The sequence below is a fragment of the Burkholderia lata genome (genome assembly GCF_902499025.1).
Taxonomy (GTDB): Bacteria; Pseudomonadota; Gammaproteobacteria; order Burkholderiales; family Burkholderiaceae; genus Burkholderia; species Burkholderia lata_C.
Genome location: NZ_CABVPW010000009.1, coordinates 186,567 through 202,335, shown reverse-complemented (window position 1 = coordinate 202,335; position 15,769 = coordinate 186,567). Strand labels below are relative to the sequence as shown.

The following is a 15,769-nucleotide window of genomic DNA, read 5'->3' as shown; positions in this document are numbered from 1 at the left end:
CCCTTGATTTTCCGGAGTTCGATAGCTGTCTTCAATAGACTGATTACGTCAAATCCTGCCATTTTGCGTGACAGACGGACACGGTGCCCGCGCGGCAAAAAGAACACCGTAAAGATGCTCCTCCGCCCGCTTCACGCATCGCTCGCGCCTCTATACTGCTACCCGTCACGTTCGACACGACACGCCATCGATCATGCCGAAGGTCATAGGAATTTTCGCCGTCCCGGGCGTTCAACTGCTCGACGTCTCCGCACCGCTCGATGTCTTCGCGCAAGCGAACGCCGAATGCGGGAAACCGTTCTATACGTTGCGGATCATTGCAAGCGAATCCGGTCCGATCCGCAGTTCGTCCGGTGCGCAGTTGCTGCCCGACTGGATCGTTCCCGACATGCCTGAGCGCATCGACACGCTGCTGGTCGCCGGCGCACCGAGCGCCGGCCGGATCGCACTGCGCACCGACGTCCTCGCGTGGCTGCGAGCGGCAGCCGTGCAGAGCAAGCGCTACGGCTCGATCTGTACCGGCGCGTTCATCCTCGCGGCCACCGGCCTGCTGAAAGGTCGTCACCTGACCACGCACTGGGCTGCCGCCGACGCGCTCGCCGAAGCCTATCCGTCGCTCGCCGTCGACGCGGACGCGCTATACGTGCGCGACGGCAAGCTGCGCACCGGCGCCGGCGTCACAGCCGGGCTCGATCTCGCGCTCGCGCTGGTCGAGGAAGATCTCGGCCGCGAGATCGCGCGGCGCGTCGCGGCGCAACTGGTCATGTTCTTCAAGCGCCCGGGCGGGCAACTCCAGTTCAGCCGCAAGGGCGAGGCGCGCCCCGCCGGGCGTTCGGTACTGCAGGAGGTCCAGCGCTGGATCGCGGCGAATCCGGAACTCGAACATTCGGTGGCGGAGATGGCGAAGCATGCAGGCATGAGCCCGCGCCATTTCGCACGGCTGTTTCGCGCGGAAGTCGGCATGACACCGGCCGCCTGGGTCGAGGCGACCCGCATTTCGGCAGCCCGCCAGCTGCTCGAGAACGGCCACGACACGCCGAAACAGGTCGCCGCGAAATGCGGCTTCGCGAATGTCGATACGCTCAGGCGGTCGTTCACGCGGCACGTCGGAATCACGCCCGCCGAATACCGGAAACGGCAGGCAGTCCCGGCCGAGTGACGCATCCGTGCACGCGCGATCCGGCGCGAACGATGTCAACCATCCCGCCCAAATACTTCGGCATCCGATCCAACTGATCGCCGTGCTGTCAGGCCACTGGCCGATCGACGACATCGCCCCGCGGAAAGCGTCGCCCGAGATCCCGATTAACTGCGGAACAGCCGCGCAATCATCAGACGAAAACACCCGCCTGCCCAGATCGTTTACCCAGTTGCAATAATTATTCGCTGGAACGCGTATTTCCGACCGGTAACGCGATCGCTACGATGCAATCAACCGCTGAACGCAACAAGCGAAGCGCGAAATCAATGAAACCGGAGGTCATCATGAAGTCGTTCATCTACGCTGTCGTCGCCGCAACTGCCCTGTCCGCCTCGTACGGCGCATTCGCACAATCGAACCCGTCGGGCCAGCTGACGCGTGCCCAGGTGCGAGCAGAACTCGTCCAGCTCGAACAGGCCGGCTACAAGCCCGAAGTCTCCGACCAGTACTACCCGCGCGCACTGCAGACCGCACAGGCCCGCGTGACGAACGCCGACGAAACCGGCTACGGCGCGCAAGCCGCCGCCGGCGTGCGCGCCGGCCGTGCGATCGCGGTCAAGCAGGACGGCCGCGACTCCGTGTATTTCGGCCAGTAAGCCCGGCACACGCCCGCGTATTCCGATACGCGCGCGGCAAACCGAAGCACCCCGCTCCCGTTCATCGGGGCGGGGTGTTTGCTTTTCGGACGTCCGCTTCCGGAGCGGATCGCGCGCCTCTATCGAGGCGATCGAGGCGATCGTGCGGATCGCGTGCCGCGCGGCGCCCTTCACGCCGGCAGCCGGTGTTTGCGCATAGAATGGCCGCGTGGTCGGTGCCGGCCGCAACGAACTCGAGCAGAACCACGACGCCCGGCTTGCCCGATCGTCGCCACGCCCGCAGGCCGGCCCCGATGCCGCACTCATCGCATTTTTCGAAAAGGAGCGGTTTCATGTCTCAAACATCCGGTTCCATGATCACGTTTCGACGCCCGGACGGCCAGGAACTGCAGGGCTATCTCGCCACGCCGGCAAAGACCGAAGGCGCGCCCGCGGTCGTCGTCATCCAGGAATGGTGGGGGCTGAACGACCAGATCCGCGGCGTCGCGGATCGCCTCGCGCGCTGCGGCTACTTCGCGCTCGTGCCCGACCTGTATCGCGGCAAGTCGACGGTCGAGGAAGAGGAAGCACACCACCTGATGACCGGGCTCGATTTCGGCGACGCGGCCTCGCAGGACATCCCGGGCGCCGTGACGTATCTGAAGACGCTTGCGCCGCGTGTCGCGGTGACGGGTTACTGCATGGGCGGCGCACTCACGCTGCTGTCGCTGCAGTTCGCCGATGCGGACGCGGGCGTCACGTGGTACGGCTTCCCGCCGCTCGACTACCTCGATCCGGCGAAGCTCAACGTGCCGCTGATGGGCCACTGGGGCACGCAGGACGCATTCTTTGCGATCGACCAGGTCGACACACTCGAGAAGAAACTGACCGATGCGAAGGTCGGTGTCGAATTCCATCGCTATCTCGCGCATCACGCGTTCGCGAACGAAACGGCCGTCGGCCCCGGCCGCATCGCCGGCACGCAGTTCGATCCGGTATGGTCGCAAATGGCATGGGATCGCACGCTGACGTTCCTCGGCCGCACGCTTTGGGCGAAGCAGGGGTAACGTCACACCGCGTTCGACGCACGCTGCCGCCGCGCATGCGTCGGACGGCCGCGCAAGAAAAAACGCCACGGACGAAAGTCCGTGGCGTTTTCGTTTCTGCACACCGCCGGTAACGGGTAGCCGCTTCGGTGAACGGAGCGGTCTCCCGTTCCGCCCTGCGTCAGGCTTACCCGTTCGTTGCCGTTGCCGTTGCCGTTGCCGTTGCCGTTGCCGACGCAGGCGCCGGAGCGGCCACCTTGTCGTAGTCGACCGGTGCATCCGGCGCGCGCGGCGTTTCGCCGGCCCGCTGGATCCACCCGCCGCCCAGTGCACGGTACAGCGTGACCAGGTTCGTCCAGCGCGCCAGACGTGCGCTGATCAGCGACTGCTGCGCGTTGTACAGGTCCGTTTGCGCGGTCAGCACCGACAGGTAGCTGTCGACGCCGTTCTTGTAACGCAGGTCCGACAGATCGTAACGTCGCTGCTGCGCGTGCTCGTTGCGCTCGAGCGCCGCGATCTGCTGGTCGTACGTGCCGCGTGCGGCAAGACCATCGGACACTTCGCGGAATGCAGACTGGATCGCCTTCTCGTAGTTCGCGATCTCGATGCGCTTCTGCACGTTCGCGAGGTTCAGGTTGGCGATGTTCTGCCCGCCTTCGAAGATCGGCAGCGCGATGTTCGGCGCGAACGACCACGCCGCCGTGCCGGCCTTGAACAGGCCACCCAGCGTCGGGCTCGCGGTGCCGAACGCGCCCGTCAGCGAGATACGCGGGAAGAACGCCGCGCGGGCCGCACCGATGTTCGCGTTTGCGGCCAGCAGCGTCTGCTCGGCCTGCATCACGTCGGGGCGACGCGTCAGCAGGTCCGACGGAAGGCCTGCCGGCACGTCCGTCAGCAGGTTCTGCGCGTCGAGCGGCATGCCCGCCGGCAGGTCGTCCGGCAGCGGCTCGCCGATCAGCAGCACCAGATAGTTCAGCGCCTGCGCACGATCGCGCGCCTGCGACTGCTGGCTCGCGAGCGCCTGCTCGACGACCGTCTGCGCCTGACGCAGGTCGAGCTCGGAGCCCGTGCCGTTGTCGAACCTCAGCTTCGTCAGGTCGTAGGAGGCCTGCGCGGACTTCAGCGTGTCCTCCGTGACCTTCAGCAGATCGTCGCTCGACAGCAGCGTCAGGTATTGGTCAGCCACCTGCGACACCAGCGAGATCTCCTGCGCTTGCCGCGCATACGACGTCGACAGGTACTGTGCGAGTGCCTGATCCTTCAGGCTCTGTACGCGGCCGAACAGGTCGAGTTCCCACGACGCCGCGAGCCCGACGTTGTAACTGCGCGAGATCATCGACGCGCCCGACGTCGACAGACCCTGCGGGATACGCTGGATGTTGCCCGTGCCCGTGCCGTCGAGCGTCGGAAACAACCCCGCGCGCGCGATCTGGTACTGCGCGCGCGCCGCCTCGATGTTCAGCACCGACACGCGCAAGTCGCGGTTGTTTTTCAGCGCGATCTCGATCAGCCGCTGCAGGCGCGGATCGACGAAGAACTCGCGCCAGCCGATAGCGGTCGCAGCTTGCCCGTTCGCGCTGCGCGCGCCGGCCGCACCCGGCTGCGTCGCGTAGACGCCGCCGGCCGGGTACGCCTGTGCGACGGGTGCATCGGGCCGCTTGTAATGCGGCGCCATCGTGCAGCCCGCGGCGAACAACGCGGCAGCCAGTGCGGCCGCGGTTGCAGTCAAAGCGTGTTTTTGCATCGTTACTGCCCCTTCGAATCGTGTGCGTCGTCGTGACCGCGCTGCAGGTCGCCCTGCACGAGACGCCATGCGTCGTCGACGTTTTCCGTCTCGCCGCTGAAGATCGCGCGAACGCGCACGAAGAACATCGGGATCATGAAGATCGCGAGGAACGTCGCCGTGATCATCCCGCCGATCACGCCCGTACCGATTGCGTGCTGGCTCGCCGAGCCCGCACCGTTGCTGATCGCAAGCGGCAGCACGCCCAGCATGAACGCGAGCGACGTCATCAGGATCGGACGCAGCCGCAGACGCGCCGCCTCGATCGCCGCGCGCACCGGACCCATGTTCTCTCTCGCCTGCAGCTCGCGTGCGAACTCGACGATCAGGATCGCGTTCTTCGCGGACAGGCCCACGGTGGTCAGCAGGCCGACCTGGAAGAACACGTCGTTCTCGAGGCCGCGCAGCATCGTCGCGAGCAGCGCGCCGACCACACCGAGCGGCACGACCATGATCACCGAGAACGGGATCGACCAGCTTTCATACAGCGCCGCGAGACACAGGAACACGACGAGGATCGAGATCGCATACAGGATCGGCGCCTGCGAGCCGGACTGGATTTCCTGGAACGACAGGCCCGTCCACGAGTAGCCGATACCTTCCGGCAGCTTGCTCGCAAGCGCTTCCATCGCCGCCATCGCCTGGCCGGTCGACTTGCCCTCCGAAGCCTGCCCCTGGATCTCGATCGACGACACGCCGTTGTAGCGTTCGAGCTTCGGCGAACCGTAGCTCCAGTGGCCGGTCGAGAACGCACTGAACGGCACCATGCCGCCCGCGCTGTTGCGCACGTACCAGATGTTCATGTCTTCCGGCGTCATCCGGAACGGCGCGTCCGACTGCACGTACACCTTCTTGATCCGGCCATCCGTGTCGAGGAAGTTGTTCACGTACTGCGACGCCCACGCGATCGAGAACGTCTGGTCGATCGCGGCAGCCGTCACGCCGAGCGCGTTCGCCTTCTCGCGATCGATGTCGACCTTGTACTGCGGCGTATCGTTCAGGCCGTTCGGGCGCACGAGTGCCAATGCAGGATCCTTTGCGGCCATTCCGAGCAGCTGGCCGCGCGCAGCCATCAGCGCTTCGTGGCCGAGGCCGGCGTTGTCCGTCAGCTCGAAGTCGAAGCCGGCAGCCGTACCGAGCTCGGGAATCGACGGCGGGTTGAACGGGATCACCATCGCGTCCTTGTACTGCGAGTAGTGCGCGAAGGTCCGGCCGATCAGCGCCTGGACCTTCTGGTCCGAACGCTGGCGATGCTCGTACGGTTTCAGCTTCACGAACACGAGGCCGGCGTTCTGGCCGCGGCCCGCGAAGCTGAAGCCGTTGACCGTGAACACCGAGTCGACCACATCCTTCTCGGTGGTGGTCAGGTACGTGTTGATGTTGTCGAGCGTCTTGCCGGTCGTTTCCTGCGTGGAGCCCGACGGTGTCTGCACGATCATGAACATGTAGCCCTGGTCTTCATCCGGCAGGAACGACTTCGGCAGGCGCACGAACATCACGCCGACCGCGATGAACACGGCCAGGTAAATCACGAGCCAGCGCCCCGAGCGCCGGATCACGTGGTTCACGCCGCCCGTATAGCGATCGCGGCTGCGGTCGAACGTGCGATTGAACCAGCCGAAGAAGCCCTTCTTCTCTTCGTGATGCCCTTGCGGGATCGGCTTGAGGATCGTCGCGCACAATGCCGGCGTCAGAATCAACGCGACGAGCACCGACAGCACCATCGCCGACACGATCGTCAGCGAGAACTGACGATAGATCGCGCCGACCGACCCGCCGGAGAACGCCACCGGCACGAACACCGCCGACAGCACCAGCGCCACGCCGACGAGTGCGCCGGTGATCTGGCCCATCGCCTTGCGGGTCGCCTCCTTCGGTGACAAGCCCTCCTCCGCCATCACCCGCTCGACGTTCTCGACCACCACGATCGCATCGTCCACCAGCAGGCCGATCGCGAGCACGAGGCCGAACATCGACAGCGTATTGATCGAGAAGCCGGCGACGCCCATGATCGCGAACGTGCCGAGCAACACGACCGGCACCGCGATCGTCGGGATGATCGTCGCCCGCAGGTTCTGCAGGAACAGGTACATCACGAGGAACACGAGCACGATACCTTCGAGCAGCGTCTTGACCACTTCCTCGATCGACAGGCGCACGAACGGCGTCGTGTCGTACGGATAGTGGACGACAAGACCGTGCGGGAAGTACTTCGACAGTTCGTCGATCTTGGCCCGCAGCGCGGTCGCGGTTGCGAGCGCGTTCGCGCCGGTCGCGAGCTGGATGCCGAGGCCGGCCGTCGGCTGCCCCATGTACTTCGTGTCGAACGTGTAGTTCTCGGAGCCGAGCGCCGCGCGGCCGACGTCCTTCAGGCGCACCTGCGAACCGTCCTGGTTGACCTTCAGCAGGATGTTGCCGAACTGCTCGGGCGTGCGCAGCAGCGTCGATTCGGTGATCGTCGCCTGCAGCATCGTGCCCGGCTTCGCCGGCGTGCCGCCGATCTGGCCGCCCGCGATCTGCACGTTCTGCTGCGTGATCGCCGCCGACACGTCGGTCGGCGTGAGGCTGTAGTTGGTCAGCTTGACCGGATCGAGCCAGATGCGCATCGAGAACTGCGAACCGAGCAGCAGCGTCTGGCCGACGCCGTTCACGCGGCTGAGCGGATCGAGTACATGCGACGCCACGTAGTTCGTCAGGTCCTCCTTCGACATGCTGCCGTCGTCGGAGTTGAACGCGAACCACATCAGCCAGTTGCTGCTCGACTTCGTGACCTGCATGCCGAGCTGTTGCACGACCTGCGGCAGGTTCGGCGTCGCGAGCGACAGCTTGTTCTGCACCTGCACCTGCGCGACGTCCGGATTCGTGCCCGGCGCGAAGGTCAGCGTGATCGTCGCGTTGCCCGAGTCATCGCTGGTCGACGACATGTACAGGAAGTTGTCGAGACCGCTCATCTGCTGCTCGATCACCTGCGTCACCGTGTCTTCCACCGTCTTCGCAGAAGCGCCCGGATAGGTCGCCTGGATCTGGATCGTCGGCGGTGCGATCGTCGGATACTGCGCGATCGGCATCTTGAAGATCGATGCGACGCCGGCCAGCATCAGCACGATCGCGATCACCCACGCAAAGATCGGGCGATCGATAAAGAACTTGGCCATGAAACGGACTCCTTGTTATTGCGCGGCCGACGCAGCGGTCGAACGCGCGGCAGCATTGGCGGCGGTGCTCGCCGGCGTGGCGCCGGACGCATTCGCGGCGCTTGCCGGTGTGGCGGACGCAGCGTCCGGCATCGGTGCGAGTTGCGCCGCGACGGTCTTCACGGTCGCACCCGGGCGCACCTTGTCGACACCCTGCACGATCACGTGATCGCCCGCTTCCAGACCGCCTTCGACGATCCAGTCCTGGCCGTACGTGCCGGCGGTCGTCAACGGACGCGTCTCGACCTTGTTGGACGCGTTCACGACGAGTGCGACCGCCTGACCCTTCTGGTCGTGCGTGACGCCGATCTGCGGCACCAGGAACGCGTTCTCGTTCACGCCTTCCTCGATCCGTGCACGCACGAACATCCCCGGCAGCAGCACGCGGCCCGGGTTCGGGAAGATCGCGCGAATCGTGACCGAGCCGGTAGTCTGGTCGACCGTCACGTCCGAGAACTGCAGCTTGCCCGGCTCCGCATAGGTCTTGCCGTCTTCCAGGATCAGCGACACTTTTGCCGCCCCCGGGCCGCTCGTCTTCAGCTTGCCGCTCTGCACGTCCTGGCGCAGCTTCAGCCCGTCGAGGCTCGATTGCGTGAGGTCCACGTACACCGGATCGAGCTGCTGCACCGTCGACATCAGCGTCGCCTGACTCGCCTGCACGTAGGCGCCCGGCGTCACCTGCGAGATGCCGACACGGCCCGAAACCGGCGACACGACATCGGTGTAGCCGAGGTTGATCTGCGCGGTGTCGACCGCCGCCTTGCCGGCCGCGACGTCTGCCGCAGCCTGGCCTTGCGTGGCCATTGCGTTGTCGTAGTCCTGCTTGCTGACCGCATTCGCGGCCACCAGCACCTTGTAGCGGGCGACCAGCGCGTTCTGCGTGACGAGGTTCGCCTGTGCCCTTGCGAGCGTCGCCTTCGCGCTGTTCAGCGCGGCGACGTACGGCGCCGGATCGATCTTGTAGAGGCGCTGGTCAGCCTTGACGTCCGTGCCTTCGGTGAATTCGCGGCGCAGCACGATACCGTCGACCCGCGCACGCACCTGCGCAACGAGAAACGCGCTGGTGCGACCCGGCAGTTCGGTTACCGCCGGCACGGCTTGCGGCTGGACGGTGACAACGCCGACTTCCGGCGTTTGCGGCGGCGGTGCCGATTCTTTTTTTCCGCACGCGGCCAGGAAAACGGCAGCCGTTGCAGCAGTGATTAAGCGGTATGGAACCCGTTCGACGCGCATGGTGCGACCTCTCACAAATAGACGACCTTCAATGGGAATCACCAGATCTCCTCGTGACCTGCACGCGCGGCCGGAATGCTGTCGCTTCCTGTTTGCCGCGGATGCGGTCGCGTATGTCGGGCGTGCGTTGCGCCCTGCGAAGCGTTCGTTCGTCGAACTGCTTCCGTGGAAAAAGAGCCATGAGCCCGCAGCGCTGGCGGGCGGGCGTTGCTGCGGCGACCAACCGGGCCGCTAGCTCGCGGGCCGGAACGCGGCGCCGGCGAATTCGACGAATGCCCGTGCAGCGGCCGGCAGATGCGCGGTGCGCGCATGCGCGAGCTTCAGCGTCACGGGCGCGAGCGGGCGAACCGGTGCGACGCGCACCAGCGTGCCGGCCACCAGATCGGCGTCGACGAGATACGCGGGCAGCACGGCGGCGCCCATACCGGCCACGGCGAGCCGCCGTGCCATCTCGAGATGGCCGACGCCCGGGCTGGCGCCGGGCGCCGCGTCGGGTCGGAGCGCGGCCGCATCGTCATCGCCGGCCGCCGGCAGATCGAGCCGCACGGCCGTGATGTCCGGCCAGTCGCCCGACGCAGCGGCACCGCCGTGCGCAGCGACATAACCCGGCGCCGCGACGCGCACGGATTCGTAGGCGGCCAGCGTGTGCAACGCGTGTGCGCCTGTCACCGGCATGCCATCGGTCAGGAACGCGACATCGATGTCTTCGGATGTGAGGTCGGCATGCGCATCGGTCAGCGTCACGGTCGGCCGCACGTCAGGAAACCGGTTCACAAAGCGATCGAGCAACGCGCTCAGCTGGCTGAGCCCGAACGCGACCGGTGCGGCAATGCGCAGCGCGCCTTCCGGCTTGCTGCCCATCGCAACGACACGACCGTCGATCTCGTCGATCGCGCCGAGAATCCGCTCGACACGCGCGAGATACAGCTCACCGATTTCCGTCAGCGACTGGTGGCAGGTGCTGCGTTGAAGCAGGCGTGCGCCAAGGCGGGTCTCGAGCGCATCGACCAGCCGGCTCGCCATCGCCGTCGACACGCGCAACCGCGTCGCCGCCCGGCGAAACCCGCCTTCCCTTGCCACCGTCACGAATGCCCGAATCGATTGAAGTTGGTCCATTTGTCCGGATTCCCCTGCGCGGTCGACTGCGTTGACGCGCGCACCCGTCGCCGCATCGCGGCCAACCTGCAACGGCCCGGCCAATGCGGCGGCACCGACGCCAGCTACGCCGGGTCGGTCGGCACGCTCGCGCCAGACGCGCGCCGGCATGCGACGGACGCAAGCCGGCCTCGGCTGGCCCGATGCATGAACATTTGAATAGCAGTCCTGAGTCTTTTCCAGTGGTTCGCAGCGGCAACGCCGGCGGCATCCCCCGGCCATGCGACGGTCATACCCGCATCGCCGGAGTGCACTGGATCGCGTTTGTTTCAGCAGGTGCAATGGTATGAAAACCGACGGAACTTGGCTTGCCCGATCCTGCGATTGTTTTGCCTTAATTTCCGAATTTGTGCGCTGCACACCGTGCAACGACGGGCAATGAGGTCGGCCGCCGGGCAGATCCGGATGATCGGGCTAATTTCCGACAGGTTTAGGCAATCCCGCGCGCACGACTCACCGTACGATGTGACCGCCGTGCCGGCACCCTTGCCGGGACACCAACAGGGAATCGCCGCCGCGCGCCTCGCACCGACCACTCGCCATCCGCTCACGCAATATGGAAATCGACGCCCGAACGCCGCCGCTACTGCGCCTCACGCCCGATCACGACTCCGGGTCGCCGGCCCGGTCGCCCACGGCCCGGCTCGCTGCGCTGATCGCCGCGTACGCGCCGCATGACGGCACGTTCGAGCTCCCGGTGCGTGGCATGCGCATCGCACGCGCCTCCGCGTCACCGCCGCCCTGGAACCATGGTGTACACCACGCGTGCCTGAGCATCGTCGGGCAAGGCGCGAAATCGACACGGGTCGGCGACGACACCTACGTGACCGACGAATCCCGGATGATGGTCGCGACAGCGGACCTGCCCGTCACCGGCCGCGTGATACGCGCGAACCCGGCCGAGCCGTTCCTTTACGTGCAACTCGATCTCGACCCGGACCGCATCGCGACACTCACGCCGCGCGTGTTTCCGCACGGGCTGCCGAAGGCCATCGACTACGGTGCGCTCGACACGCACGATGCGCCGCCGGAAATCGTCGACGCCGTCGTGCGGCTGATGCAGCTGATCGCACAACCCGACGACATCGACCTGCTCGCGCCGCTGATCGTCGACGAGATCCTCATTCGGCTGCTGCGCGGCCCGTCGGGTGCGCGCGTCGCGCAGGTCGGCCAGGCCGATTCGACGACGCAGCGCATCTCGCGCGCGGTCGCCTGGATTCGCGACCATTACCTCGACCCGATGACGGTCGAATCGCTCGCGCGACAGGTGGACATGAGCCCGTCGACCTTCCATCACCACTTCCGTGCGGTCACGTCGATGAGCCCGTTGCAATGCCAGAAGGTGCTGCGGCTGCAGGAGGCGCGCCGCCTGATGTGCCTGTCGGCGATGGACGCGCGGCAGGCATGCCGCAGTGTCGGCTATGTGAGCGCGTCGCAGTTCAGCCGCGAATACGCACGCCTGTTCGGCGATGCGCCGGGCCGCGATGTCCTGAAGCTGCGCGACGAAGCAGTGCCGCTATCCCGCGTCGCGCCGTAGGCCGGCACCTCACGCGCGTGGCGCACGCGAACGCGTACCGCGTTTCTTCCCGCCGGCATTCGCACGCTCGGCCTGCACGGCTTCATCGATGCAGCGGACGAAGTACTCGGCCGACGACGTGAGCACCGCGCTGTCGCGGAACAGCAGATAGAGGTTGCGCGCGGGCGGTCGTACGTACGTGTGCCCGATTCCGAGCGACGTCGCGCTGCCGTTCCGCCGTTGAGCGGTTGCCGCACCATCACGCAAGTGCGGGCGGCGCAGCCTGGCTGACGTCGACGCGTTTCGGCAAGACGCCAGTCTGGTAGAACACGTCGGCAATGCGCTGCTGATACGCGAGCGTGTCGCGCGTAACGGGCTCGACGCCGAAGCGTGCGCGGCGAAAGGCGAGCGCCACCGCCGGCTCCGGAATCCCCCACAGCTTCGAGAACTCGGCCGCACCCTGCGTGCGGTTCGCATCGAGCCATCGCTGGACCGCCGTCAATTCCGACACGGCCGCGTCCAGCACGTCGGCATTGCGCTGCGCATAGGCGCGCGACGCAAAGTAGTAGCTGCGATTCTCGACGAGCCCGGTGCCGTCCGCGACGATGCGCGCGCCGAACGCCTGCTGGACCACCGCGAGAAACGGATCCCAGATGATCCACGCATCGACCGAGCGGTTCTCGAACGCGGCCCGCGCATCGGACGGCGACAGCCAGACCGGCGTGATGTCGCCATAGTTGAGCTTCGCGGCCTGCAACAGCCGGACCAGCAGGAAGTGCGTGTTCGATCCCTTCACCAGCGCGATGCGCTTGCCGCGCAGGTCCGCAAAGGTCCTGACCGGCGAATCCTTCGCGACCACCAATGCCTCGGCCGCCGGGCCAGCCGGCGTCTGCGCGTAATAGACGAGCGGCGCGCCGGCCGCGAGCGCGAAGATCGGCGGCGCCTCGCCGACATCGCCGAAGTCGATCGCCCCCGCGTTCAGCGCCTCGAGCTGCGGCGGCCCCGACGGAAACTCGGTCCATGTGACGGCCACGCCGAGGGTCGCGAGCTTGCCCTGCAGCGTGCCGCGCGCCTTCAGCAGGCTGAGCGGCCCTTTCTGATAGCCGATGCGCAACGTCCGCGCGCCGGCCGTGCTCGCCAGCGCGACGCCCGGATGCGCGGCGGCGCTCGCCGCGATCGCGAGGCCGGCCTGCAGGAGCCGGCGGCGGGTTGTGGAGTGTTGGTCTGCCATGTCGTATCGGGTTCGGTGAAGAGGATGCGGCTTTGCGCACGCATGCGATGAAGCCGGTCGAACCGATTCTATGGGGTTGGCGTCACGCACCGAACCAACGATGTCCGATATCGAAAGCAAGCGCTTTCATAAGGGCACGCCGGTTGCCCGGGCATCGTTTCCCGGGTCGGTCGTGAAGATGCAGCCGGCATCCGCGTCAAATACAGGACTGCATATTATTTGAACGATTGGTGCGCAGCCTCGGGCTCATACACCGAAGGCTCGACTTCAGGACTTGCAGGAAGCGGTCAGCGCTGCCTCGTCGGCAGCCAGCAACTCGGGCACGCATTCGCGCAGGAAATCGACGAACGTGCGGATCTTCGCGTCGAGATATTGACGCGACGCGTACAGCGTATAGACCGTCAGCTTCTGCAACCGGTAGTCGGGCAGCACGCGCACCAGCGCGCCGCTCGCGAGCCCGGGCAATGCGGCCGACATCGGCAGCGAGCCGATCCCGAGTCCGGCACGCAGCGCGGCGCCGAGCGCATCGGCGATGTTCACCTGGAAATCCGGCAATGGCAGTTCGAACGTTTCGCGTCCGTTGGGGCCGTCGAGATGCCAACGGTCACGCGGGAAGAGCGGCGTGACGATCTGCAGGCACGCATGACCCTCGAGGTCGCTCACCGTGCGCGGCGTGCCGCGCGCCTTCAGGTACGCGGGTGACGCGCACAGCACGCTGCCCACATCGCCGAGCCGCTGCGACACGAGCCCGGAATCGGGCAACTCGGTCGTGCTCAACTGCAGCGATACGTCGTAGCCTTCGTCGATGATGTCGGGTACGTGCTGCGACAGCGTCAGTTCGACCGCCACCGACGGATAGCGCTCACGGTAGCGCACGACCGCGGGCACCACGTAGGACTGGCCGAAACTCGTCGTCGCATGGACGTGCAGCCGTCCGGACGGCTTCGCCTGTGCGTCGGCCGCCTCGGCCTCCGCTTCGTCGATATAGCCGAGGATGCGCTGGCAGCGGTCGAGATAACGCTGCCCGGCATCGGTCAGCGCGATGCGGCGCGTGCTGCGGTTGAGCAGGCGCGTGCGCAGATGCGTTTCGAGCTGCGCGACCGACCGCGATGCGTAGGCCGTCGTGATGTCCAGGCGCTGGGCCGCGCTCGTGAAGCTGCCCTCCTCCGCCACCCGGACGAAAATGCGCATCATCTGTAACGTGTCCATCGACCTGTCCCCGGGATTGAGATCACGTCGCGCCACCGTGCGGCCATGGTGCCGGCGGCTCCGGCGCAGGCCGGTCTGGCGCGAATTGTGCGGAACAGTACAGCAGCAGTGCGGACGTGTCCAGTTCGCCGTACCCGGCGTGATCCGGACGCCGAATCGTGTCGCCGAGTCGCCGTGCGCGCGACTGACGGGCCGCGTGCATGGCGACCGGACGCGCAGGCACGCGAACGGCACCGGATCGGCAAAAACTACCCGCCGACCACGATGCCGCTTCACGGTTCACGTCATATATGACGCGTTACGCGCCGGCAGCCGCGTCGAACGGATTGCGCACCACGATCGTGTCGTCGCGCTCCGCGCCGGTCGTGATCATCGATACCGGTGCGCCCGCGACTGCTTCGATGCGCGCGATGAAATCCTGCGCGGCGCGCGGCAGTGCCGCACGTTCGCGTACCCCCTTCACGGTGCCGCGCCAGCCGTCGAACCGCTCGTACACGGGCTTCGCGCGCGACTGCGTATCGAGGCTCGCCGGCAAATGATCGACCCGCACGCCATCGAGCTCGTAGCCGACGCACAGCTCGATCGATTCGAAACCGTCGAGCACGTCGAGCTTGGTGAGCGCCAGCGAATCGATGCCCGAGATCCTGACGGCCTGACGCAACTGCGCCGCATCGAGCCATCCGCAGCGGCGCGGCCGGCCGGTATTCACGCCGAACTCCTGCCCACGGGCACGCAGCGTTTCGCCGGTCGCGTCGGACAACTCGGTGAGGAACGGGCCGCCGCCGACCCGCGTCGCATACGCCTTGGTGACGCCCAGCACGTGGCCGAGTTTCGACGCGCCGAGCCCCGTGCCAGCCGCCGCCGCCGATGCAACGGTGCCGGACGACGTCACGAACGGGTACGAGCCCCAGTCGATGTCCAGCATCACGGCTTGAGAGCCCTCGAACAGGATGCGCTCGCCGCGGTCGGTCGCGTCGTTGAGATCGGCCCAGACAGGCCGCACGAACGGCAGGATCCGCGGCGCGAGGTCGACCAGCGTCGCCAGCATCGCGTCGCGGGAATATTCGTCGAGCCCGAGGCCACGGAACCACGCGTTGTGATGGTCGACGAGCACGTCCAGTTTGGCGGCGAGCTGGCCCGGTTCCGCGAGATCGCCGACGCGCAGCCCGCGGCGCCCGACCTTGTCCTCGTAGGCCGGCCCGATCCCGCGCAGCGTGGTGCCGATGGGCTCGCGGCGCAGGCGCTCCTGTGCCTGGTCGATCGCGCGGTGGATCGGCAGCACCAGCGTCGCGTTCTCTGCGATCGACAGGTTGTCCGGCGTCACCTGCAGCCCGAGTTCGGCCATCCGCCCGATTTCCGCGAGCAGCGCTTCCGGATCGAGCGCCACCCCGTTGCCGATCACGCCGCGCTTGCCGCGCACGACACCGCTCGGCAGCAGTGCGAGCTTGTACGTCTTGCCGCCGACGACCAGCGTATGACCCGCGTTGTGGCCGCCGTTGTAGCGTGCGACGAGATCGGCCTGTGCCGCCAGCCAGTCCACGACGCGCCCCTTACCTTCGTCGCCCCATTGGGCGCCCACGACCACCACGTTCGACATACTCCGCACTCCGTGTGAGAAATTCAGAC

General features: G+C 66.6%; 13 protein-coding genes. 4 read left to right on the top strand and 9 right to left on the bottom strand.

The genetic code is table 11. The annotated features are described in order from the left end of the window. The first annotated feature begins 193 nt into the window (after nucleotides 1-193). The gene (locus tag BDI24065_RS11745; RefSeq protein ID WP_175031388.1) at nucleotides 194-1,159 is read left to right on the top strand and encodes a GlxA family transcriptional regulator; all 966 of its coding nucleotides are present in this window, start codon (nucleotides 194-196) and stop codon (nucleotides 1,157-1,159) included. A gap of 326 nt (nucleotides 1,160-1,485) precedes the next feature. Beyond that, nucleotides 1,486-1,797, top strand: a complete 312-nt coding sequence (locus BDI24065_RS11740) for a DUF4148 domain-containing protein (RefSeq protein WP_011349305.1) — start codon at nucleotides 1,486-1,488, stop codon at nucleotides 1,795-1,797. Between the two features lie 61 nt (nucleotides 1,798-1,858). On the opposite strand, the gene BDI24065_RS11735 is transcribed toward BDI24065_RS11740, so the two are convergent. Next, a complete protein-coding gene (locus BDI24065_RS11735) occupies nucleotides 1,859-2,131 on the bottom strand; it encodes a hypothetical protein (protein ID WP_175031387.1) in 273 nt (90 codons plus the stop codon). Between BDI24065_RS11735 and BDI24065_RS11730 the strand changes: the two genes are divergently transcribed. After that, entirely contained in the window at nucleotides 2,130-2,843 is a 714-nt protein-coding gene (locus BDI24065_RS11730) for a dienelactone hydrolase family protein (RefSeq protein WP_175031386.1), read from the top strand. The two genes, BDI24065_RS11735 and BDI24065_RS11730, sit on opposite strands and share 2 nt — an antisense overlap. A 166-nt stretch (nucleotides 2,844-3,009) precedes the next feature. Here BDI24065_RS11730 and BDI24065_RS11725 read toward each other — a convergent pair whose 3' ends face one another. The 4 genes from BDI24065_RS11725 to BDI24065_RS11710 form a co-directional block, all read right to left on the bottom strand. Next, on the bottom strand, nucleotides 3,010-4,566 hold the full coding sequence (locus tag BDI24065_RS11725; protein WP_175031385.1) for an efflux transporter outer membrane subunit: 1,557 nt from the start codon (nucleotides 4,564-4,566) through the stop codon (nucleotides 3,010-3,012). Between the two features lie 2 nt (nucleotides 4,567-4,568). Further along, nucleotides 4,569-7,760: an efflux RND transporter permease subunit gene (locus BDI24065_RS11720; RefSeq protein WP_175031384.1), complete on the bottom strand. Its 3,192-nt coding sequence runs from the start codon at nucleotides 7,758-7,760 to the stop codon at nucleotides 4,569-4,571. Nucleotides 7,761-7,775: 15 nt separating this feature from the next. After that, nucleotides 7,776-9,032 (bottom strand): efflux RND transporter periplasmic adaptor subunit, encoded by a 1,257-nt coding sequence (locus BDI24065_RS11715; RefSeq protein ID WP_175031383.1) that lies wholly within the window; start codon nucleotides 9,030-9,032, stop codon nucleotides 7,776-7,778. Between the two features lie 231 nt (nucleotides 9,033-9,263). Then, on the bottom strand, nucleotides 9,264-10,148 hold the full coding sequence (locus BDI24065_RS11710) for a LysR family transcriptional regulator (protein WP_175031382.1): 885 nt from the start codon (nucleotides 10,146-10,148) through the stop codon (nucleotides 9,264-9,266). A gap of 595 nt (nucleotides 10,149-10,743) precedes the next feature. Between BDI24065_RS11710 and BDI24065_RS11705 the strand changes: the two genes are divergently transcribed. Beyond that, nucleotides 10,744-11,724 carry an AraC family transcriptional regulator gene (locus BDI24065_RS11705; RefSeq protein ID WP_175031381.1) on the top strand — a complete coding sequence of 327 codons (981 nt, stop codon included), beginning with the start codon at nucleotides 10,744-10,746 and terminating at the stop codon, nucleotides 11,722-11,724. A 9-nt stretch (nucleotides 11,725-11,733) separates the two neighbouring features. Here BDI24065_RS11705 and BDI24065_RS11700 read toward each other — a convergent pair whose 3' ends face one another. The 4 genes from BDI24065_RS11700 to BDI24065_RS11685 all read right to left on the bottom strand — a co-directional run bounded on the left by BDI24065_RS11700 (nucleotide 11,734) and on the right by BDI24065_RS11685 (nucleotide 15,740). Further along, nucleotides 11,734-11,970 carry a hypothetical protein gene (locus BDI24065_RS11700; RefSeq protein WP_175031380.1) on the bottom strand — a complete coding sequence of 79 codons (237 nt, stop codon included), beginning with the start codon at nucleotides 11,968-11,970 and terminating at the stop codon, nucleotides 11,734-11,736. Further along, a complete protein-coding gene (locus BDI24065_RS11695) occupies nucleotides 11,963-12,934 on the bottom strand; it encodes an aliphatic sulfonate ABC transporter substrate-binding protein (protein ID WP_175031379.1) in 972 nt (323 codons plus the stop codon). The genes BDI24065_RS11700 and BDI24065_RS11695 overlap by 8 nt, the downstream gene beginning before the upstream one ends. Nucleotides 12,935-13,201: 267 nt before the next feature. After that, the gene (locus tag BDI24065_RS11690; RefSeq protein ID WP_175031378.1) at nucleotides 13,202-14,143 is read right to left on the bottom strand and encodes a LysR family transcriptional regulator; all 942 of its coding nucleotides are present in this window, start codon (nucleotides 14,141-14,143) and stop codon (nucleotides 13,202-13,204) included. 298 nt (nucleotides 14,144-14,441) lie between these two features. Continuing rightward, nucleotides 14,442-15,740, bottom strand: a complete 1,299-nt coding sequence (locus BDI24065_RS11685) for an adenylosuccinate synthase (protein ID WP_175031377.1) — start codon at nucleotides 15,738-15,740, stop codon at nucleotides 14,442-14,444. Nucleotides 15,741-15,769 lie beyond the last annotated feature (29 nt).